Genomic DNA, 21,316 nt, shown 5'->3' on the forward strand with positions numbered 1-21,316 from the left:
TTCCGGGCGGGGGGAGCGTCTCATTCCGTCCGGGTGAAATTCTGGCCATGGTCGTCCGTGTGAATTGATCGCCCTTTCACTTGAACGGGAAAGGAAAAGGGTGGCGGTCCATGGGACCGCCACCCTGTGCCCGCCGGCCGTTCCGGCGATGGTCTGTCGCGTCAGTCGTCGACGGCGTCGAGCACGTCGCCCAGGTCCACGAACTTGAAGTCGGTGGAGGGCCGTTCGGCGTCACCGGGCGCGTCGTGACCGTCCTGCACGACGAGCAGGCCGTTCGGGTACCTGTCGCCGAGCGGCTCGTTGAGCACCGCGGCGCCGTCGCACTCCTCGGAGCCGTCGAGCACGGAAGAGGCGGCCGTGACGCGGAAGCCACCCTCGTACTCGTTCTGGTCGGACACCTCGCGGTCGTAGGCGGCGAAGGTGTTGTCGCCCTGGCTGGAGGCCAGCAGGTAGCCGTCGCCGCTGCCGTCGCCCTCGTCGAGCAGCGTCAGACCCTCGACGTCGGCCTTGAGGCGCTTGCCGCCGTAGCCGGGGTCGGTGCCCGCGGTGCACTCCTCGGTGGCGGGGTCGTACGTCCCGGGGACGCCGTACTCCCGCACCTTGTCGACCAGTTGGGGCTTGCCGGTCAGGTCGGCGCGGAGCCGCCAGATGCCGACGTCCTCCTGGCCCGCGTACAGCGTGCCGTTGGCCGGATCCACGACCATGCCCTCCACCTGGGGCAGCTCGCCGGGCTCACCGCACGGTGCCCACGAAGTGCCGTTCGGCAGACGGAAGTTGGCGGGCAGGTCGAGGGTGCGGACCTTGCGGTAGCCGACCGTGCCGTCGCTCTTCGGGGTCAGTTCGAGGAGCGCGACGCGGGTCCGCTCCCGCTGGCTGACCACCGCGTACGACCGGCCCGACGCCGGGTCCGTCCACGTCGCGAGGCCGTACGCGGTGCGCTGCTCGTTGATCTCCTCCTGCGAGGACGAGAAGACGGGCGCGGCGGACGGGTCGGTGACGTCGGTGAGCGGACCGCCGGAGCGGTCGCGGTCGATGCGGTAGACGCGCAGCCGGTCGCTGCCGCGGTCGCTGGTGACGGCGAGGTCCGCGCGGCCCGACGGCAGGCGCAGACCGTGCACCAGGTCAACGTTGTTGAAGCGGCCGGGTGCGTCGTCAGGACCGGGCGCCGCGGGCGCCGGAACGGACTGCACCTCGCGCGCCGCGAGATCGTACACGCGCAGCCCGCCCTGCTTGGCGGTGGCGACCACCAGGCTGCGGTCCGGGTCGGCGGAGTTGCGCCAGATCGCCGGGTCGTCGGCGTCGGCGTCGCCGCCCGCGGCGTCGTCGTGCAGGGCGGGGGTCTCGGCGCGCGGCTGGACGGCGGGCAGCGCGGTGGCCGCGAGGGCGCCGGAGCTCAGGGGCACGGTCGCGGCGACCGACACGAGGGCCGCGACGAGGGCGAGCCGGCCGTAAGCGGGCCGGTGTCTGCGGGACTTGGCCATGAAGGGGAATCCTCTCTGTCATGGGCACTCCATGACAGCCTCCACCCTGTGATCTTGCCGTGAAGGCTTTCCGGCAGATATGCCGTCGGGCAGCGGACCACGAGGTGAACGGACGGTGCGGCACCGTCCGTTCGAGGTTCCTCGCTCCGCGGGTCAAGGCTCCCGGCCTCCGCGAGCTTCCCTCCATGGCGCAGGGTGCGTGCACCCAGCGCCATCTCCAGCGCAGCCGGCTCTTCGGGGAGGCGTTGCTCACTACCCGGATGACCACCGCCGTCCGCCCGAGTAGGGTCGGGGGCTGCGTGACGGCCGATGGCCGCAGCCTGGCCTGCCTGCCCTTGTGAGGGCACATGCGTACGTGGCCCTTCCCGGCCCCACCCGGGAAGGGCACCGGGATGCGGCTCCTGACGTCTCACGTGCAGTGCGGCGGGCCCCCGGGCCCGTACCCCCCACACAAAGAGTCGCGCGTGCGCGGCCGCAGATCAGGAGCACCAGTGCAGGGCACCCCCCACATAGCCAGCACACCGCATCACGGGCGATGGTCGTCCGTGCACCCGGACGTCGCGCAGCGCATGTCGGACCGGGCCGCGGTGGCACCTCGCGCGACCCCGGCCACGCGGCGTCCCGACGATGCCGATCCCCAACTTCCCGTCTTCATCGACCAGTCGGGCTGGCGTCGGCGGGCGCTGCAAGGCCTGGCGCTGATGGTGGGCTGCGCCTGCGTCGGGTACCTGCTGTTCGTCGGCGCGCTGATCAGCGGCCTCCGGCAGCCCGTCGGCACCCACCCGCCGAGTACGAACGCACCGGCGCCCTCGGGCCCGGACACCGGCAGATCGGCCCCGCCGGCCGGAGGCCTGAGGCAGTGAGGCGGGGTTCCGCCGTCCGCCGCCCACCGCGCGGACACTGGATCGTCCTCCTGCTGGTCCTCCTCGTGGTCACCGTCGCCCTCCTCTTCGAGGGCTGGACCACCCATCAGGTCGACGCCGCCCGCACCAAGCCGCCGTGCACCCGGCCGATCCCGCGCGAGGCGGACGACGGCAAGCCGCTGCTGCGGTTCGGCCCGAACGGGGTCGCCACCGCGGCCATGCCGCCCAGGACCGTCGCGCTCACCTTCGACGGCGGGCCCGACCCGGTGTGGACGCCGCGCCTGCTCGACCTGCTGCGCAGGCACCACGCGCGGGCGACCTTCTTCGTCTACGGGAAGGACGCGGCCCGGCACCCCGGGCTGCTGCGGCGGATCGTGCGCGAGGGCCACGAGATCGGCTCGTACACCTACAGCGGCGGTGACCTCGGTGTCGCGTCGCCGCTGCGCGCGCGCCTCGAACTGTCGCTCACCCAGACCGCTCTCGCGGGCGCGGCGGGCGTCAACACCAGCCTGCTGCGGCTGCCGCACACCACGGCCGCGGACACGCTCTGCGGCGTGCAGTGGCCGGCCGCGAAGCGCGCGGCGGATCAGGGATACCTGGTGGTCGCCTCGGACCGCAAGGACCGCGATCCGGCGCGGGGAGTGGTGACGCAGCACAGCCAGACCGACCTCGGCTTCCGCGAGGCCGAGGACCTGCTGCGGGACCGCGACGTGAAGTGGTTCACCACCGTCAGCGGGGGACTGGGCCGCCCCTCGTTCCTCGAAGAGGTCCCGGTCGCCGAGGAGGTCAAGGGCGAGGGCCTGATCTGGTCGCAGCGGCTCGGGCACGGCCTCCTCACCGTGATGGTGTGGACGCTGACCCTCACCGGCGTGCTCGGCGTCCTGCGGATGCTCCTGTTCGCGCTGTTCGCCCGCCTCCACGTGCGCAGGCTGCACCGTTACCGGCCCGGCGCGCCACGGCTGCGCGAGGTGCGGGACCCGGTGACGGTGCTGGTTCCCGCGTACAACGAAGAGGCCGGCATCGCCTCCACCGTGTACTCGCTGCTCGCCTCCACCCACCCGCACTTCCAGATCATCGTGATCGACGACGGCTCGACCGACGCCACCGCCGACATCGCCGAGGACATCGACGACCCCCGGGTGACGGTGATCCGGCAGCCCAACGGCGGCAAGCCCAGCGCCCTCAACACCGGCCTGGCGCACGCCCGGTACGACATCGTGGTGATGGTCGACGCGGACACCATCTTCGAACCCGAGGCGCTTGCCCGCCTCGTCCAGCCGCTCGCCCACCCGGCGGTCGGCGCGGTCAGCGGCAACACCAAGGTCGGCAACCGGCGCCGCCTGCTCGGCAAGTGGCAGCACCTGGAGTACGTGCTCGGCTTCAACCTCGACCGGCGGATGTTCGAGGTCCTGGAGTGCATGCCGACGGTGCCGGGAGCGATCGGGGCCTTCCGCAGGGACGCGCTGATGGGCGTCGGCGGCGTCAGCGACGAGACCCTGGCCGAGGACACCGACCTGACGATGGCGCTCTGGCGGGCGGGATGGCGCGTCGTCTACGAGGAGTCGGCGGTCGCGTGGACCGAAGTGCCCAGCACCGTGCGGCAGCTGTGGCGCCAGCGCTACCGCTGGTGCTACGGCACCCTCCAGTCGATGTGGAAACACCGGCGGGCGGTGACGGAGGTCGGCCCCGGCGGACGCTTCGGGCGTCGCGTGCTGGTCTACGTCACCCTGTTCCAGATCGTGCTGCCGCTGTGCGCGCCGGTCGTGGACATGTTCGCCCTGTTCGGGGTGCTGTTCCGCGACCCCGTGGAGGCGGGACTCGTCTGGTTCGGCTTCCTGGCCGTGCAGGTGTTCACCGCCGCGTACGCGCTGCGGCTCGACCGCGAACGGCTGCGCGTGCTGTGGGTGCTGCCGCTCCAGCAGTTCGTCTACCGGCAGTTGATGTACCTGGTGGTCATCCACTCCGTGACCACGGCGCTGCTCGGCACCCGTCTGAAGTGGCACAGCATGAAACGGACTGGGACCGCCGATCCGTATCTGCTGGAAACGCCGCCCGCGGAGGCGTCCGCCAGGGCTTTTGGAGCTCCGCCGGACGAGCTGCCTTCGCGTGAGCGCGCGTCGGACCTGGAACATGACCGAGGGAGTCGACCATGAGGGACCCGCTCGACCAGCGGGCCGGACGCACCATGCCTGCGGGAGATGTCCCGGAACCCGCGGGGGATGTCCCGGAACCCGCGGGGGAGGCCCAGGACGCGACCCCGGGGGGCGGCACCGAAGCGCGTGTGCCGTTCGCCGACCGCCCCAGCTCCCGCTACGGGCCCCGGCGCGCCCACGCCCGGACGTCGAAGAAGCGCAGGAGGCTGCGGCGGGCGGTCCTCGTGCTGCTGGTCGTCGTGGTCGCCGGGGCGGGCGGTACGTACGGCTGGGCCGAGACCCGGCTCCAGCGCGACGTCGACCTGGGCGCGTACGGGGACCGTCCGCCGCCCGGCGAGGGCACCAACTACCTCATCGTGGGCTCGGACAGCCGCGACGGGCTCTCGCCGGACGCCGTGCAGGACCTGCGCGCGGGCGGGGGCGGCGGGCGGCGCACCGACTCGATGATGCTGCTGCACACCGGGGCCAACGGCACCAGCATGGTCAGCCTGCCGCGCGACTCCTGGGTCACCCTGCCCGGCCGCCTCGACACGACGACGGGCAAGACGAAGCGGCCCGAGGGCGACAAGCTGAACGCCGCCTTCGCCTACGGCGGCCCCGAACTCCTGGTGCACACCGTCGAGAAGAACACCGGGCTGCGCATCGACCACTACGCGGAGATCGGTTTCGCCGGGTTCGTGAACATCGTCGACGCCATCGGTGGCGTACGGATGTGCCTGGACCGGGACATCAAGGACAAGCAGTCGGGCGCCGACCTGCGCAAGGGATGTCAGACCCTGAGCGGCAAGCAGGCGCTCGCCTTCGTCCGCCAGCGCCACCAGGAGCGGGAGGGCGACCTGGGCCGGTCGAGGAACCAGCAGAAGTTTCTGTCGACCCTCGCCCACCAGGCCGCCAGGCCCGACACTCTCCTCGACCCGCGGGAGATCGCTCCGGCCGTGGAGGCCGGGCTCGACACGCTCATCGTCGACAAGGACATGAGCCTGCGCGATCTGAGCGGGATGTTCCGCGCCGTGCAGAGCGTCGCGGGCGGCCGGGGCAAGCAGATCAACGTGCCCGTGTCCGGCTTCGGCGTCCCCACGTCCAAGGGCAACGTACTGAAGTGGGACGCCAAGAGGTCGGCCCGGCTCTTCGACGACCTGCGGCAGGACCGGCGGGTGACGGAGACGGGGAAGACGTCCCGCCGGTGAGCGTGGCATGAGCACTCGGGAACGGCTGGTGGGCGGCGCGGTGACGCATGCGCGCCCTTCCGGGGACGGCCCCGATGGTTTGAGCTGGGAGATCGTGGTTGTGGGTGATGGCGGCGTGGTCGGGTCTCTACCGGGTGGGTGGAGGAGGCGACGCTGATGGGGTCGTTGATCGGGGAGTTGGAGGCGCGGGAGGCGGCGGCCCGGGTGCGGTCGCCGCCGTCGTCGACGAGTGACGGAACCGCCGGGGCCGCACCGTGCCGGGGGTCGAGCGGGGCGGGCCGCCCACCGACTAGCATCGCCGAGTTCGTGCCACCCACCGGCCCGGGCATCGCGGCACGGCGTACAGGGGAGCTGACACGGCATGAGAACGAAGAGCGCAGCGGCGTGGGCGGTAGCGGTGCTGATGCTCGGCGCAGCCGTCGGCGGCTGCGCCGAGCAATCGGTCAGGGGACCGTCCGGCAGCAGCGCGAAGCACACGAAGTCCCACCGCGAACCGGAGGACAAGCCTGATTCACGGGTCGTCGAGGACGACGACGACCACACCGTCCTCGAACTGTCCGACGGCCGGCAGGTGTCCCTCCGCTTCACTCGCCGCGGCCTGGAGGCACAGCATCGCGACACCTCTGACGACGCCTGGTCCGCCCGGAAGACGGTCTATGAGACCGGCACCGAACCGTGCCACGGCATCAGGGCAAAGGCGTACCGGGACACCGTGTGGCTCGCGGCCGGCTTCGGCGTGTACTGCAGGGACGGCGAAGAACCGCAAGAGGTGATCGCGGCCGTCGCCACCGGGGACCTCTCCTCCTGGACCACCGACCCGACCAAAAACACCATCGCCTGGCCGAAGGCCCGCATCCGCGACGGTGGCGCCCGAGTGGACTTCGTCGATCCCAGCATGCTGGAAACCACCACGCTGACCTGGCGCAAAGGCTCCGGATTCGCCGAGGTGGCCACGGAGTACAAGCCCATCCACCCCTGGTTCGTGGGCCGGTGGCGAGCCAGGGACGGCAGCCAGCAGCTGACCCTCCACCAGGTCGAGTCGGGCAGACGCGCACGCGTGGTCATCGAGTCCCGCACCGGCCCGCGATGCAAGGGCAGCGCCACTGTCTCCGGCATCGACCAGCACGATCTGTCCATGAGCAACTTCAAGCTCGATCAGGGCACCAGGACCGTCAACTGCCCGCCGGAGGAGACCGAGTACTCCTTCGACGTGAAGTCCTCGGACGGCCCGCTGCGCCTACGCAAGATCGGCAACCACCCGAAGACCGTCCTTACCTATGAGCGGGCGGGCTGACGTACGACTGCGCATGAGGGGCGGCGGCGTGGTCGGGTCTCTACCGGGTGGGTGGAGGAGGCGACGCTGATGGGGTCGTTGATCGGGGAGTTGGAGGCGCGGGAGGCGGCGGCCCAGGCCCGCGACCGCGACCACGTGCGGACCTGGGGCGTCCTGGTCGACGGCGCCCGCCACCAACTCGACCCGATCCGCGCCGAAGCCGACCGGCGCGGGATCACCGTGTAGGTCCTGCTCGACATCGTGCACGTCAGCGAGTACGTCTGGGCTGCCGCGCACAGCTTCCACCGGTCCGGCACCCCGGCAGCCGAAGCCTGGGTCGCCGGGCATCTGACCACGATCCTCCACGGCCGGGCCAGCCGCGGAGATCACCGCGCAGGCGGAGCGGGCCGGCCACCTGCGTCCGGTACCTGGGCGGCCACCTTGACCAACTCTGCCACGAGACCGCGTTGGCCGAGGGCCGGCCGATCGCCACCGGCCCGATCGAGGGCGCATGCAGGCATCTCATCGGCGACCGTCTGGAGATCACCGGGGCAAGGTGGGGGCTGAGCGGCGCCGAGGCCGTCCTCAAACTCCGGGCGGTGAAGGACAACGGTGACCTCGACGCCTACTTCGCCTTCCATCTCGCCCGCGAGCACGAACGGCTCTATTCCACCTCTGACCAGCACGACTACGACCTCACGGTCTGAACCGCAGGCGTCTCCCGGGGAGAGCTACACCCAACGGCGAATGACGTGCGGCGGGTGATGGCCCGCTCCCCAGCGCCGCGCATTCTCCCCAGATTCTCCCCAGGGGGCCGGGAGAGCCCTTCTGAACCCTTCGCGTACGCGAAGTCGAGCAAGCCTACTGGCTCCCCGCTACAGCCAGTCCCGCCGCTTGAAGATGAAGTACAGGCTCACGCAGACCACTGCCATCAGCCCGATCGCGAACGGATAGCCGAAGGCCCAGTGCAGCTCCGGCATCTCGTCGAAGTTCATCCCGTAAATCGTCCCCACCAGCGTGGGTGCAAACAGAATGGCCGCCCACGACGAGATCTTCTTGATCTCCTCGTTCTGTTCGAAACCCGCCTCCGCCAGCGCCCGCATCTCCGCGTTCTGCTGCTGCGTGACGAGTGTGGAGTTGACCGTGAGGATGTCCGTCAGGGCCTGGCGGAAGCCGTCTACTCGCTCGCTGGTGTGGGTGACGTGGTCGGCGACGTCGCGCAGGTAGCGCTGGAGTTCCTCGTCGGTGCCGTACTTGGCGAAGCCCGCCATGAGGGAGTGCAGCATCGCCACCAGGGGGCGGGTCGCGCGCTGGAACTCGACCATTTCCCGGGAGAGTTCGTAGATGCGCCGCGAGACCTCCGGGTCGCCCCCGAAGACCTCGGTCTCGATCTCGTCGATGTCGTTCTGGACGCCGGCCACGACGGGGGCGTACCCGTCGACCACCGCGTCCAGGATCGCGTACAGGACCGCCTCCGGGCCGAGCTTGAGGAGCTCCGGGCTCTCCTCCATGCGGCGGCGTACGGCGGTCAGGTCCGGGGCGGCGCCGTGGCGCACCGTGATGACGAAGTCGGGCCCCACGAACACGTGCAGCTCACCGAAGTCGACCTCCTCCGAGGCGTCCAGGTAGCGGGCCGCGCGCAGGACGACGAAGAGGGTCTCCCCGTACCGCTCCAGCTTCGGGCGCTGGTGGGCCTCCATCGCGTCCTCGACGGCGAGCTCGTGCAGGTCGAACTCGGCTGCCAGGGAGAGGAGTTCCGCCTCCGTCGGCCGGGCGAGGCCGATCCACGCCATGCCTTCCCGCTGCTCGCGCAGCTCCCGGAAGGTGTCGGCGAGGGAGGAGGGCGTCGCGACGCGGACTCCGTCCCGGTAGAGCGCGGCCTGCACGACGCTCGGGGCGTCCGCGGGTGCGGGGGAGGGAGAGGGGGACGCGGGCGTCGCCTCGGGGATTCCAGCGTTCCCGTTCCCTGCGGCCGAGGCAGCCTTGGCGGGGATGGTGCGCCGCCAGCCGTGCCTCTTCGCGCTCGGTGCGGGCCGGGGCCGGCGCTCCGCCATGTTGGCTGCCTCCGATGTCGGGTGAGGTCGGTTGGTGTCAGTTGGTGTCGGACGAAGTCGAACGTCTGTCTTGACGGCTTCTGCGCAGGATATACGTCCCAAAAGGCGCGACCGTGGCGACATCTCGACACGTTTGCGGACAGCGGGTGTCCGCAAGTCCCGCTAGCGTGCGGAGCATGACGAAGACGCAGGGAACAGCGGGTGCGGCGGGTTCGGCGAGTACGCAGGGGACGGTGAGTGCGGCGGGTTCGGCGAGTACGCGGGGAGCTACGCAGGGGACAAAGAGCGCCAAGCCGAAGGCTGCTCGCGCGAGTACCCAGTCGCGCCCCGCCCCCGCCCCCGTACTCAGTACCCGCGCCCTCAACCGCGCCACCCTCGACCGTCAGCTCCTCCTGCGCCGCTCGGCTGGCCTCTCCGTCGAGGGCGCCGTCACCCACCTCCTCGGCCTTCAGGCGCAGAACGTGAAGCCGCCCTACTACGCGCTCGCCGCCCGGCTCGAAGGGTTCGACCCGGAGGATCTGTCGGGGCTGCTGGCCTCGCGCGATCTCGTACGCATCGTCACGATGCGGTCCACCATCCATCTGCACACCGCCGACGACGCCCTCACCCTGCGCCCGTTGGTGCAGGCGGCGCGCGACCGTGAGCTGCACGCCTTCCGCAAGGGGCTGGTCGGCGTCGACCTGGGGGAGCTCGCCTCGATCGCCCGCGCCGCCGTCGAGGAGGAGCCCCGGACCATGCAGCAGCTGCGGGAGATCCTCCTGCCCCGCTGGCCCGACGCCGACCCGCAGTCGCTCGCCGTCGCCGCCCGCTGCTCACTGCCGCTGGTCCAGGTCACCCCGCGCGGTCTGTGGCGGCGCAGCGGGCAGGTCGCGCTCACCACCGCCGAGCACTGGACCGGCCGCCCGAGCGAGCCGGTGCCCGCGCCCGACGCCACCGTTCTGCGCTACCTCGCCGCCTTCGGGCCCGCGTCCGTCAAGGACATGCAGATCTGGGCGGGCCTGACGCGGCTGAAGGAGGCGTTCGAGCGGCTGCGGCCCCAACTGCGTACGTTCCGCGACGAGAGCGGCGTCGAGCTCTTCGACCTCCCCGACGCGCCCCGCCCCGACGCGGACACCCCGGCTCCGGCGCGCCTCCTGCCCGAGTTCGACAACCTCCTCCTGTCGCACGCCGACCGCAGCCGCGTCGTACCTCCCGAGTACAAGGGCCGCACCTGGAAGGGGAACTTCTCCTACAACACCTTCCTGGTGGACGGCTTCCTCGCGGGCGTGTGGCGCGTCGAGGAGAGCAAGAGCACGGGCAAAGTCACGGGTACGGGCAAGAGCGCGGGCAAGGGCTCGGGCAAGAGTGCGGGAGAGGCCAAGGGTCTCGCCGTCCTCACCATCGAGCCCTTCGGTACCCTGACCAAGGCGCAACGGCACGAACTGACGGACGAAGCAGCGCGGTTGCTGAGCGGCCCCATGAGCGGCCCCATGAGCGGGTCGAGCGCGTACGACATTCGCTTCGGCACGGTTATCGAGCGCTGACCGGCGGAGGCAGGCCTCAGTCCGCCCGCCCCGTAGCCGCCACCGTCACGCCCAGCCCGATCATCGTGACGCCCCCGGCTCCGCCGATCAGGGAAAGGCGGCGGTCCGAGCGGGCGAACCAGGAGCGGGCCGCTGAGGCGGTCAGGCCCCACAGGGTGTCCGTGATCAGACCGATGCAGATCGGGACGAGCCCGAGGAGAAGCATCTGCGCGGGCAGATGGCCCGCCGAGCGGTCGACGAACTGGGGCAGCACCGCCGCGAAGAACACGATGCCCTTCGGGTTCGTCACGCCGACGAGAGCGCCGTCCATGAGCGTCCGCAGGTCGGTGCGCGCCTCTGCGGGGGAAGCCGTCCCGATGGACTGCGCCCGCATCTCCTTGCGGTGCCGGAAAGCCTGCACGCCGAGGAAGACCAGGTACGCGGCCCCCGCCAGCTTCACCGCCATGAACACCGCGGCCGACCGCTCGACGAGCGACCCGACGCCGAACGCGACCGCGAGCACCAGGACGTACGACCCGACGACATTGCCGAGTGCCGTCGCCACCGCGGTGCGCCGGCCGTGGGCGAGCGCCCGGCCGATCACGAACAGGACGCTCGGTCCCGGGATCACGATCACCAGCAGTGACATCGCCGCAAAGGCGAGAAAACGGTCAGTGGACACCATGCCCATCACCCCCTCCAGGCCCATTCAATCCGTCGCGGGCCCGCGACGTAAGGCGCTCGCCAAAGCGCTCGCCAAAGCGCTCGCCAAAGCGCCCGCCATGGAGCCGTCATGGAATGGCGCTCCGGGGATCACGGCAGCAGTCCCGCCCGCCGCGCCGCCACCACCGCCTCCAGCCTCGTGTGCGCCCCCAACTTCCGCATGGCCGCCCGCAGATACCCCTTCACCGTCTCCGGCCGCAGCCCCAGCCGCTCCGCCGCCACCGCGTTCGTCGCACCCCCGGCCACGCACGCGAGGACGTCCACCTCGCGCGGAGCGAGGGACACCGACCGCTCACGGCCCGGCGGCAGCGTGGCCGCCGACGCCAGTCGGCCGCAGACCGCCAGCATCTCCGCCCGCAGCACCGGGTCGGCGATCCGTGGGGCCAGACCCCGGAGCGCACGGTGCGCCTCGCGGACCTGCTCCCAGGCGGGCCCGGCACCCGGCTGCGGCTCCCGCGCCGCCACGATGAGCGCCTGCACCTCGTCACGTACGACCAGGGCCTGCTCCACGTCCCGCGCCGCCGCCACCGCCGCCGACAGCGTGCGGTCGCCCAGCGGCTGGGCCGAGCGCAGGGCCCCGTACAGGACGCCTCGCACCTTGCGGCGCACCACCACCGGCACCGCGAGGACCGAGCGCAGGCCCTCCGCGGCCACGGCGGAGTCGTACTCGTGGCTGATGTGGCGCGAGTCGTGGTAATCCGTGACCGCGCACGGGCGCGAGAGCGCGACCGCCTTGCCACCCAGGCCGTTGCCGGACGAGACCGCGAGCCCGCACAGCGCACGCGTCCCCGTGCCCGTCAGCTCGCCGATCCGCACGTGCCGCTGCCCCTCGACGAGGCCCCCGAAGGCCACCGGCAGGCCCGTGCCGCGCCGCAGCCGCAGCAGCGCGGCCCGCATCTCGACCGCATCGCCTCCGTCAGCCGTCACGCGCACGCCCTTTCACCTCGGGACACCCCCGTCCGGGGGTGGTGAGATCCGCATCACGAATTACACGATGCTACGTAGCGTCCGGCAATGACTCCGGCGAAGAGCCCGGCACGGTGCCGGGCACCGGACCGGCGACGAGGAGAGCGCGATGACGACGACGGCCACCAGCGGCACGGAACAGTTCCGGGCGGCGCGGGACTTCCTGCTGAAGCACCGCGAGGACTACGAGGCGGCGTACGAGGGTTTCGCCTGGCCGCGGCCCGAGCGGTTCAACTGGGCGCTGGACTGGTTCGACGTCATCGCCGCTGGAAACGACCGCACGGCCCTCCACATCACCGAGGAGGGCGGGGGCGAACAGCGTTTCAGCTACGCCGAGCTGTCGGCGCGCTCGAACCAGGTGGCCAACTGGCTGCGGGCGCACGGCGTCGTGGCCGGTGACCGGATTCTGGTGATGCTCGGCAACCAGGTGGAGCTGTGGGAGACCGCGCTCGCCGCGATGAAGCTGCGCGCGGTGATGATCCCGGCGACGCCGCTGCTCGGAACGGTCGATCTGCGGGACCGGATCGAGCGGGGCAAGGCACGGCATGTGATCACCCGCGGCGAGGACGTGGAGAAGTTCGACGGTGTGCCGGGTACGTACACGAGGATCGTGGTCGGGGAGGGGTCCCCGCGCGAGGGCTGGCTGGCGTACGCGGACACGGCATCGGCCGCTCCGGACTTCGAGCCGGACGGCGTCACGGCAGCCGACGACCCGCTGATGCTGTACTTCACGTCGGGCACGACGTCGCAGCCGAAGCTGGTGGAGCACACTCATGTGTCGTATCCGGTGGGCCACTTGGCGACGATGTACTGGATCGGGCTGAAGCCCGGCGACGTACACCTGAACATCTCCTCGCCGGGCTGGGCCAAGCACGCCTGGTCGAATCTCTTCGCCCCGTGGAACGCCGAGGCGACGGTCTTCATCTACAACTACACGCGCTTCGACGCGGGCAGCCTGATGGCGGAGATGGATCGCGTGGGCGTCACCAGCTTCTGCGCGCCGCCCACGGTGTGGCGCATGCTGATCCAGGCGGACCTGGGCCAACTGCGCACGCCGCCGCGGGAGATCGTGGCGGCCGGCGAGCCGCTGAACCCCGAGGTGATCGATGCGGTGAACCGCGCCTGGGGCGTGACGATCCGGGACGGCTTCGGCCAGACGGAGACCGCGGTCCAGGTGGCCAACTCCCCGGGCCAGCGCCTGATCCCCGGCTCCATGGGCCGCCCGAGCCCCGGCTACCGGGTCACGCTCCTCGATCCGGTCACGGGCGAGCCGGGCGTGTCGGAGGGCGAGATCTCCCTGGACCTGTCGGCGCGGCCGGTCGGCCTGATGACCGGCTACCACGGGGATGCGGAGCGTACGGCCGAGGCGATGGCTGACGGCTACTACCGCACGGGTGACATCGGCTCGCTCGACGCCGAGGGCTACCTCACCTATGTGGGGCGGAGCGACGACGTCTTCAAGTCCTCCGACTACAAGGTGTCCCCCTTCGAGCTGGAGAGCGCGCTGCTGGAGCACGAGGCCGTGGTGGAGGCCGCGGTCGTGCCCGCGCCGGACGCGCTGCGGCTCGCCGTCCCGAAGGCGTACGTCGTGCTGGCCAAGGGCTGGTCGCCGGGCGACGAGACGGCGCAGGCGATCTTCGAGTACACCCGGTCGGTGCTGGCTCCCTACAAGCGCGTCCGGCGCATCGAGTTCACGGAGGAACTCCCCAAGACCATCTCCGGCAAGATCCGGCGGGTCGACCTGCGGGAGCGGACGGCTGAGGGCTCGTCGGAGGAGTGGCTGGAGCGCGGCAAGAGCTGACTCCTCGGTGCGCCCTCCTGACTCCCCGCTTCCCCCTGCTACTCCTCTACCCCTCCTGACTCCCTGCTGAGCTGCTGCTGACGTCCTGTCAGTGCAACGCCGGACGCTGACGGTTGCTGACCCCTGTCCCCCGGGTTCGGAGCCAAGTACAGTAATATTCGTACGCGTACGAAAGGGGAGTGATGAACGCGATCGGTTCGGTCGGGGCGGGTACGGATGCGGGGGAGCGGTCCACGGCATCCTCAAGTTCCAAATCCGTCGGGGAGCAGAGCCTGTCGAGGCTGCTGCGTCCTCATATCCGGAGTCTCGCGGCCGTCGCGATCCTTCAGGTGATCGGCGCTCTCGCGGGTCTGATGCCCCTGCTCGCGGTCGTCGAACTGGGCCGCACCCTGCTGGCACCGGGACCGATCGACGAAGGCCACGTCTGGGTGGTCGTGTTCGCGGGTGCGGCCGGCCTGTTCGTCCGGCTGCTGTTCACGGCCGCGTCCTCGGGGCTAGGGCACGTGCTCGACGGCCGGGCGCAGCTGACCTTCCGCCGACAACTGGCCGCGCGGCTGGGACGCGTGCCGATCGGCTGGTTCTCCCGGCGCAGGACCGGCGAGCTGGCCAAGGTGGTGGGGGAGGACGTGAGTGCCGTGCACCCCCTCGTCGCCCACGCGCCCGGGGAGCTCGTCTCCGCGTTCGTGGTGCCCCTGGTGTCGCTGGTCTATCTGTTCACCGTCGACTGGCGGCTGACGCTGATCACGCTGATCCCGGTGGTGATGGCCATCGCGCTGGTGCCGCTGCTGATGCTCCCCGCCAGGACGCGCGAGCAGGAGGAGTTCGACGCGGCCATGGGGCGGATCGCGAGCTCCGTCGTCGAGTTCGTGCAGGGCATCTCGGTGGTGAAGGCGTTCGGCGGATCCGAGCGCGCCCACGGGAAGTTCCTCACCGCCGTGGACGATTTCGTCGGCACCTTCTTCCGGTGGGTGCGCGGCATGTCCCTCGTCGCCGCCGGGATGCAGCTGGCGCTGTCGCCGCCGTTCGTGCTGCTGGTCGTCCTGATCGGCGGTACGTCCCTGATCACGTCCGGAAGCATGGCCCCGACCGACCTGCTGCCCTTCCTGCTGCTCGGCCTCGGACTGACCGCTCCGGTGGCGGCACTGGGCCACGGCTTCGACGACATGCAGGCCGCGGGCCGTGCGGTCGGCCGGATCAAGGAAGTGCTCGAGGTCGAGCCGCTGCCGGAGCCCGCGCGCCCGGTGGCGCCCCAGGGGCACCGGATGGAACTGCGTGACGTCCGCTTCGGCTACGAAGAGGATCGCGAGGTGCTGCGCGGGATCGACCTGGTGCTGGAGCCGGGGACCTGCACGGCGGTCGTCGGGCCGTCGGGCAGCGGCAAGTCCACCCTCGTGCAGCTGCTGCCGCGCTTCTTCGACCCGACCCACGGCTCGGTCGTCCTCGGCGGTGTCGATCTGCGCGAGATCGGCAGCCGACAGCTCTACCGCATGGTCTCCTTCGTCTTCCAGGACGTCCGCCTGCTGCGCGCGTCGGTCGCGGACAACATCGCGCTCGCGGTGCCGCACGCCGAGCGAGACGACGTGGTGCGCGCCGCCCGGCTCGCGAACATTCACGACCGGATCCTCGAACTGCCGCACGGGTACGAGACGGTGATCGGCGAGGGCGTCGAGCTGTCGGGCGGCGAGGCCCAGCGGATCTCGCTCGCCCGCGCGCTGCTGGCCGACACACCCGTCCTGGTGCTCGACGAGGCGACCGCCTTCGCCGACCCGCAGACCGAACAGGCGATTCGCCAGGCCCTGGCGACGCTGGGCGGCGAGCGGACGATCATGGTGATCGCCCATCGCCTGGAGACGGTCTTGGACGCCGACACCGTCGTGATGCTGGAGAACGGGTCGGTCGTCGAGCGCGGCGCACCCGCCGAACTGCTCACGCGGGACGGGAAGTTCACCGCGTTCTGGCGATCCCAAGGAGGTGATCCCGGATGATCCGGACGCTGCTGCGCGTGCTCGGACCCGAGTACGCCCGGGCGATGCGCCGCACCGTGGCCCTGATGACGATCACCGCGGTGGCCGAGGGCCTTTCCTACGCGCTGCTGGTTCCGGTGCTGCGGGAACTGTTCGGCGGCACGCCCGACGACGCCGTGCCGTGGCTCGTCGCGTTCGGGGCGGCGGTCGCGGTATACGCCGTGCTGCGCTACGTCAGCGATCTGTCCGGCATGCGCGTGGGGACCACGATGCTGCACGGCATGTACTACCGCCTTGGCGAGCATCTGGCCCGGCTGCCCATCGGCTGGTACAACGCCGGACGGGTCGGCGAGGTGTCCGTCATGGCGAGCCGCGGCCTGCTCCAGGCGATGGGCGTGGCCGCGCACCTGCTGGCACCGTTCGTCTCCGCCCTGGTGACCCCCCTGACGATCGTCGCCGTGATGATCGCCTTCAACTGGCAGCTGGGATTGGCCGCGTTGGCCGCCGCTCCCGTCGTGGCCGCGATCCAGGTGTGGACCGCACGCTCGATGGCCGGCACCGACACGGAGCGCCACGAGCGGGACAAGGAGGCCTCGGGCCGCGTCATCGAGTTCCTCCAGGCCCAGCCGGTGCTGCGGGCCGGTGGCCGGACCGGGGAACGCTTCGAACTCCTCGACGACTCGTTGCGGGAGGTCGAGCGCGCGTCCCGCCGTACCGTCCTCGCGATGCTGCCCGGCGCGGTGGGCCTGACGCTCACGGTCCAGGTGAGCTTCACCGCGCTGCTGGCCCTGAGCGCCTCGCTCGCGCTCGGCGGGAACATCGGTGCGGCGGAGGTCCTGACGATCCTGGTGCTCGCGGCCCGCTGCGCCGATCCGCTGCTTTCGCTGTCGGACATCGGCGGCAAACTCCGCGGCGCGCGGTCCGAGTTGGAGCGGCTCGACAAGGTCCTGCGCACCGAGCCGCTGCCGGAACCCCGCGAACCGGTCGAGCCGGTCCACCATGACCTGGCGTTCGAGTCCGTCACCTTCCGGCACGGCGACCGCACGGTGTTCGACGACGTGTCGTTCTCCGTGCCCCAGGGACAGCGGCTGGCCGTCGTCGGCCTGTCGGGTGCGGGCAAGAGCACGCTGCTCCAGTTGCTCGCGCGGTTCTACGACGTGGACACGGGCGCGGTACGCGTGGGCGGTGTGGACGTGCGGGAGATCGACACGGCGGAGCTGATGGCGCGGATCGCCATCGTCTTCCAGGACGTCCACCTCTTCGACGGCACCATCGAGGAGAACGTGCGCCTGGGCCGTCCCGACGCCGACGAAGCCGACGTCCGGGCGGCGGCGACCGCGGCCCGGCTCGACGAGGTGATCGAGCGACTGCCCGGCGGATGGGCGGCGAACGTCGGCGAGGGCGGCGCACTGCTGTCGGGCGGTGAACGCCAGCGCGTCTCGATCGCGCGGGCACTGCTGAAGAACGTGCCCGTCGTACTGCTGGACGAGGTGACCTCCGCCCTCGACCCGGTGAACGAGACAGCCGTCCACGAGGGCATCGAGCGCCTGATGGCGGGGCGGACCGTGGTGATGGTCGCGCACCGGATGCGGACCGTGCAACGTGCCGACCGCGTCCTTTTCCTGGAAGGCGGCCACATCGTGGAGGAGGGAAGCCACGACGAGCTTGTGGGCCGAAGCGGCCGCTATGCCGACTTCTGGAACATTTCCATGGCGCCGGTGGCCAGTGATTGAGTTGATTGAGTGGGCACGCTGATCGGTCCTTTGCCGTGGGGTCAGCCACGTATTTCCAGCCGCGTATTTATCGGTCTTCCGTGGTCTCGTCCGACCGCAGCAGTCCGTCGATGATCGCCGTAAGGCCCTGCCGATGCGTGTCACGGGCGTTGAGTTCGGCCCATCGACCGGCGACCGTCGCCAGATGGGGGTGCGTGCCGCTCGTCAGGCCGGCGACGACCTCGTCCTCATGGCTCGGTCCGGTCGTCTTGCCGCGTCGGCGCTCTCCGTTCACACGGATGACCAGGTCGCCGACGATGGAGAACCAGATCGTGCGGTAGATGTATACGGCCTGTTCCGGAGTGTGGCCGTAGTCCACCGCGGCGCCGATCATCTCCTCGACGAACCAGAGGGCCGAGGGGGCGACGAGGTCGGCGCCGGTCAGCACCTGGACGATCCACAGCCGGTCGGACAGCAGCTCGTAGAGCAGGATCGACACCGTGATCAGCCGCTCACGGGGATCCTCCGGAAGCTCCGGGCGGGGAACGCTCTTCGCCTGATTCTCCATCAGGAGCAGAAGCAGTTCATCCTTGTCGCGCACGTGATAGTAAAGCGCCATGGGTGCGCTGTTCAATTCGTTCGCCAGGCGCCGCATCGAAATCTTTTCCGCGCCCTCGGTCTGAAGAATGCGATCCGCCGCGGCGATGATGGCATCGAGAGACAAATGAGGCGGCCGGCCGACGGCCTTTGTGCGGGGCTTTCCTGCGGGCATCTGGTCCTCCGTGCTGGTCGGCAGATTCTAACATTCCGCACCTGTGGACAATCCGCGCCGGATATTCGTGCGTTCTTGCTCTATTTGAAAAGGTGTCATGAAAAGAGGTCGTGAGATGTGCGGGATCGCGCGTAAGGGTCGACGCGGCGCTGACCTGCGGGTCACACTTGACGCCGTGCTTCGCAAGGCCCGCTCAGGGAGCAGCTCATGGATGTGGTGACAGGTGTGCCGGAAACGCGAATTCCGGTGACCGAACCGTCGTATGCGCACGGTGTCAGTACGACGCCGCTGCTCGGTGACACCATCGGACGCAACCTCGACCGGGCGGTCGAGGCCTGGCCGGAGCGGGACGCGCTGGTGGACGTGGCGGCGGGGACACGCTGGACGTACGCCGAATTCGGCGCCGCCGTCGCGCAGTTGGCGCGGGGCTTCATGGGGGCCGGAGTCGCCAAGGGGGACCGGGTCGGCATCTGGGCGGTGAACTGTGCCGAGTGGGTGCTCGTGCAGTACGCCACCGCGCGGATCGGCGCGATCATGGTGAACATCAACCCCGCTTATCGGGCACATGAGTTGGAGTACGTGCTCAAGCAGGCCGGGGTGACGGTCCTGGTCGCATCGCAGTCGCACAAGACGAGCGACTACCGGGCACTGGTGGACCAGGTGCGGCCCGCCTGCCCGGAGCTGCGGTCCGTCCACTACATCGGGGACGGCTCGTGGGACGAGCTGCTGGACGCGGCGGGGAGGGTGAAGGTCGGTGAACTCGCCGCCCGCGAGGCGCAGTTGAGCTGTGATGACCCCGTCAACATCCAGTACACCTCGGGCACGACCGGCTTCCCCAAGGGGGCCACGCTCTCCCACCACAACATCCTCAACAACGGCTACTGGGTGGGCCGGACGGTCGGCTACACGGAACAGGACCGGGTCTGCCTGCCCGTGCCCTTTTATCACTGCTTCGGCATGGTGATGGGGAACCTGGGCGCCACGTCCCACGGCGCCTGCATCGTCATTCCGGCCCCGTCCTTCGACCCGGTCGCCACGCTGCACGCGGTGGAGCGCGAGCGCTGTACGTCGCTGTACGGGGTGCCGACGATGTTCATCGCGGAACTGAACCTCTCCGACTTCGGTACGTACGACCTGAGTTCGCTGCGCACCGGCATCATGGCGGGCTCGCCCTGTCCGGTCGAGGTGATGAAGCGGGTGGTCGCCGAGATGCACATGGAGGAGGTCTCCATCTGCTACGGCATGACCGAGACCTCCCCTGTCTCGACGCAGACCCGGCGCACGGACGATCTGGAGCGGCGGACCGGCACGGTGGGGCGCGCGCTGCCGCACATCGAGGTCAAGGTCGTCGACCCGGCCAGCGGCGTGACGCTGCCGCGGGGCACCTCCGGCGAGCTGTGCACGCGGGGCTACAGCGTGATGCTCGGCTACTGGAACGAGCCGTCGCGTACGACGGAGGTGATCGACGCGGGGCGCTGGGTGCACACGGGTGACCTGGCGGTGATGCGTGACGACGGCTACGTCCAGATCGTCGGCCGCATCAAGGACATGATCATCCGGGGTGGCGAGAACATCTACCCGCGCGAGATCGAGGAGTTCCTCTACGGACACCCGAAGATCGCGGACGTCCAAGTGGTGGGGGTGCCGGACGAGCGGTACGGAGAGGTCCCGCTGGCCTGCGTGATCCTGCGGGACGCGGAGGGTCCGGAGGGTCCGGAAGGCCCGCTGACACTGGAGGAGCTGCGGGCCTTCTGCGAAGGGCAGTTGGCGCACTACAAGATCCCGGCCGGGCTGCGGATTCTGGAGAGCTTCCCCATGACGGTGTCGGGGAAGGTGCGGAAGATCGAACTCAGGGAGCGGTACGGGGCGTAGTGCCGGCGGGGGCGAGGTCGCGGCGCATGGCCACGCGGGGCCAGCGGTCGAGTCCGAGCTCGGCCTCGTGGGCGCGGATCTTGCGTAGGCCCGGGGTGAGTTCGGCTTCGGCGAGCACGCGGAATCCGATGCGGGCGTAGTACGGGGCGTTCCAGGGGACGTCCGCGAAGGTGGTCAGGGTGAGGGCTTCCCTGCCCTCTTCGCGGGCGCGGTCCGCGGTGTGCTCGATCAGGGCCTGGCCGATGCGGTGGCGCGCCGCTCGGGGGTGGACGGAGATCTGCTCGATGTGCTCCGCGGTGTCCACGGGTTCGCTGATGAGGTACGCGATGGGGGTGCCGCCGCTCTCGCCGTCCTCGCCAGTGCGGTCTTCGCCAGCGTCGCCTGTGCCTGTGCCTGGGCCTGCGTCTTCGCCTGTGCCGGTGGCCACCCAGGCTCGGCCTGCGCGGCGGAACTCCTCCAGGAGGTCGATGCCGGGCGGCTCGTCATCGGCGATGGCCTCCATGCCCAGGGCGCGGAAGGGTTCGCCTGCGGCGCGTTCGATGTCCTGGAGCGTGGGGAGGTCGGCGGGGGTGGCCCGGCGGATGCGCATCCGCCGAGTATGCGGCTTGCCGGCCGGCGGCTGCGGGTATTTCTGTCCCGCCGCTTCGCGACGGATCTTTCCCACCCACCCGATCACCCCGCAGCGAGGAGGTCACCCGACGCCCGTGGGGGCAGGGGCCCGCAGCGGCCAGATCGGTCGTACCGGTGGGACGAGTTCCCTGCAGCGGCCAGCTCGCCCGTGTGGGTTGGGGGCCTGTAGTGACAGCTCGCTCGCGGCGGATCACCTGTGCTGGTGGGGGCCTTTGCCTCGCGGAGGCTGGGTGGCCTGTGCCGGGTGGGGGCCCGCGGCGGCCGGATGGCCTGTGGTGGTGGGGTGGGTTCTCTGGAGCGGTCGGATCGGGTGTGCCGGTGAGGGGGATTCGCTGCAGTGGCCGGGTGGCCGGGTGGCCGGGT

Annotated in this window: 15 protein-coding genes and 1 pseudogene; 10 read left to right on the plus strand and 6 right to left on the minus strand. The window is 70.6% G+C overall.

Annotation, left to right across the window (positions count from 1 at the left end; genetic code table 11):
* Nucleotides 1-161: 161 nt before the first annotated feature.
* Nucleotides 162-1,481 (minus strand): phytase, encoded by a 1,320-nt coding sequence (locus ACIGXX_RS06380; protein ID WP_351158722.1) that lies wholly within the window; start codon nucleotides 1,479-1,481, stop codon nucleotides 162-164.
* Between the two features lie 491 nt (nucleotides 1,482-1,972).
* Here ACIGXX_RS06380 and ACIGXX_RS06385 point away from each other — a divergent pair, with 491 nt between their 5' ends.
* The 5 genes and pseudogenes from ACIGXX_RS06385 to ACIGXX_RS06405 form a co-directional block, all read left to right on the plus strand.
* Nucleotides 1,973-2,344, plus strand: coding sequence for a hypothetical protein (locus tag ACIGXX_RS06385; protein WP_351158725.1), 372 nt, complete (start codon nucleotides 1,973-1,975; stop codon nucleotides 2,342-2,344).
* Entirely contained in the window at nucleotides 2,341-4,497 is a 2,157-nt protein-coding gene (locus ACIGXX_RS06390) for a bifunctional polysaccharide deacetylase/glycosyltransferase family 2 protein (protein WP_351158727.1), read from the plus strand. The genes ACIGXX_RS06385 and ACIGXX_RS06390 overlap by 4 nt, the downstream gene beginning before the upstream one ends.
* Complete coding sequence (locus ACIGXX_RS06395) at nucleotides 4,494-5,684, plus strand: LCP family protein (protein ID WP_399973260.1); 1,191 nt, start codon at nucleotides 4,494-4,496, stop codon at nucleotides 5,682-5,684. Before ACIGXX_RS06390 ends, ACIGXX_RS06395 begins: the two co-directional genes overlap by 4 nt.
* A gap of 361 nt (nucleotides 5,685-6,045) precedes the next feature.
* A complete protein-coding gene (locus tag ACIGXX_RS06400; protein WP_399973263.1) occupies nucleotides 6,046-6,978 on the plus strand; it encodes a hypothetical protein in 933 nt (310 codons plus the stop codon).
* A 105-nt stretch (nucleotides 6,979-7,083) separates the two neighbouring features.
* Nucleotides 7,084-7,664 (plus strand): annotated as a pseudogene (locus ACIGXX_RS06405) (ISKra4 family transposase); the annotation flags it as partial.
* Between the two features lie 168 nt (nucleotides 7,665-7,832).
* Here the strand turns inward: ACIGXX_RS06405 and ACIGXX_RS06410 are convergent.
* Nucleotides 7,833-9,011 carry a magnesium and cobalt transport protein CorA gene (locus tag ACIGXX_RS06410; RefSeq protein WP_351158735.1) on the minus strand — a complete coding sequence of 393 codons (1,179 nt, stop codon included), beginning with the start codon at nucleotides 9,009-9,011 and terminating at the stop codon, nucleotides 7,833-7,835.
* 176 nt (nucleotides 9,012-9,187) lie between these two features.
* Here ACIGXX_RS06410 and ACIGXX_RS06415 point away from each other — a divergent pair, with 176 nt between their 5' ends.
* Entirely contained in the window at nucleotides 9,188-10,534 is a 1,347-nt protein-coding gene (locus ACIGXX_RS06415) for a winged helix DNA-binding domain-containing protein (protein WP_399973266.1), read from the plus strand.
* A 16-nt stretch (nucleotides 10,535-10,550) separates the two neighbouring features.
* Here ACIGXX_RS06415 and ACIGXX_RS06420 read toward each other — a convergent pair whose 3' ends face one another.
* Together ACIGXX_RS06420 and ACIGXX_RS06425 are read right to left on the minus strand one after the other, a co-directional pair.
* Entirely contained in the window at nucleotides 10,551-11,198 is a 648-nt protein-coding gene (locus ACIGXX_RS06420) for a LysE family translocator (protein ID WP_351158740.1), read from the minus strand.
* A 128-nt stretch (nucleotides 11,199-11,326) separates the two neighbouring features.
* Nucleotides 11,327-12,133, minus strand: coding sequence for a helix-turn-helix transcriptional regulator (locus tag ACIGXX_RS06425; RefSeq protein ID WP_351159356.1), 807 nt, complete (start codon nucleotides 12,131-12,133; stop codon nucleotides 11,327-11,329).
* Nucleotides 12,134-12,311: 178 nt separating this feature from the next.
* Here ACIGXX_RS06425 and ACIGXX_RS06430 point away from each other — a divergent pair, with 178 nt between their 5' ends.
* The 3 genes from ACIGXX_RS06430 to ACIGXX_RS06440 all read left to right on the plus strand — a co-directional run bounded on the left by ACIGXX_RS06430 (nucleotide 12,312) and on the right by ACIGXX_RS06440 (nucleotide 17,700).
* Nucleotides 12,312-14,003: an AMP-binding protein gene (locus ACIGXX_RS06430; RefSeq protein ID WP_351158743.1), complete on the plus strand. Its 1,692-nt coding sequence runs from the start codon at nucleotides 12,312-12,314 to the stop codon at nucleotides 14,001-14,003.
* Nucleotides 14,004-14,185: 182 nt separating this feature from the next.
* Entirely contained in the window at nucleotides 14,186-15,988 is a 1,803-nt protein-coding gene (locus tag ACIGXX_RS06435; RefSeq protein ID WP_399973271.1) for an ABC transporter ATP-binding protein, read from the plus strand.
* Entirely contained in the window at nucleotides 15,985-17,700 is a 1,716-nt protein-coding gene (locus tag ACIGXX_RS06440) for an ABC transporter ATP-binding protein (RefSeq protein ID WP_399973273.1), read from the plus strand. Before ACIGXX_RS06435 ends, ACIGXX_RS06440 begins: the two co-directional genes overlap by 4 nt.
* Before the next feature lie 67 nt (nucleotides 17,701-17,767).
* On the opposite strand, the gene ACIGXX_RS06445 is transcribed toward ACIGXX_RS06440, so the two are convergent.
* Entirely contained in the window at nucleotides 17,768-18,451 is a 684-nt protein-coding gene (locus tag ACIGXX_RS06445) for a TetR/AcrR family transcriptional regulator (protein ID WP_351158751.1), read from the minus strand.
* Nucleotides 18,452-18,658: 207 nt separating this feature from the next.
* Between ACIGXX_RS06445 and ACIGXX_RS06450 the strand changes: the two genes are divergently transcribed.
* Nucleotides 18,659-20,323, plus strand: coding sequence for an AMP-binding protein (locus tag ACIGXX_RS06450; protein ID WP_399973277.1), 1,665 nt, complete (start codon nucleotides 18,659-18,661; stop codon nucleotides 20,321-20,323).
* Here ACIGXX_RS06450 and ACIGXX_RS06455 read toward each other — a convergent pair.
* Nucleotides 20,301-20,912 carry a GNAT family N-acetyltransferase gene (locus tag ACIGXX_RS06455; RefSeq protein WP_399973280.1) on the minus strand — a complete coding sequence of 204 codons (612 nt, stop codon included), beginning with the start codon at nucleotides 20,910-20,912 and terminating at the stop codon, nucleotides 20,301-20,303. The genes ACIGXX_RS06450 and ACIGXX_RS06455 overlap by 23 nt on opposite strands.
* Nucleotides 20,913-21,316: the final 404 nt, after the last annotated feature.

The organism is Streptomyces sp. NPDC055243 (genome assembly GCF_044544025.1).
Lineage (GTDB): Bacteria > Actinomycetota > Actinomycetes > Streptomycetales > Streptomycetaceae > Streptomyces.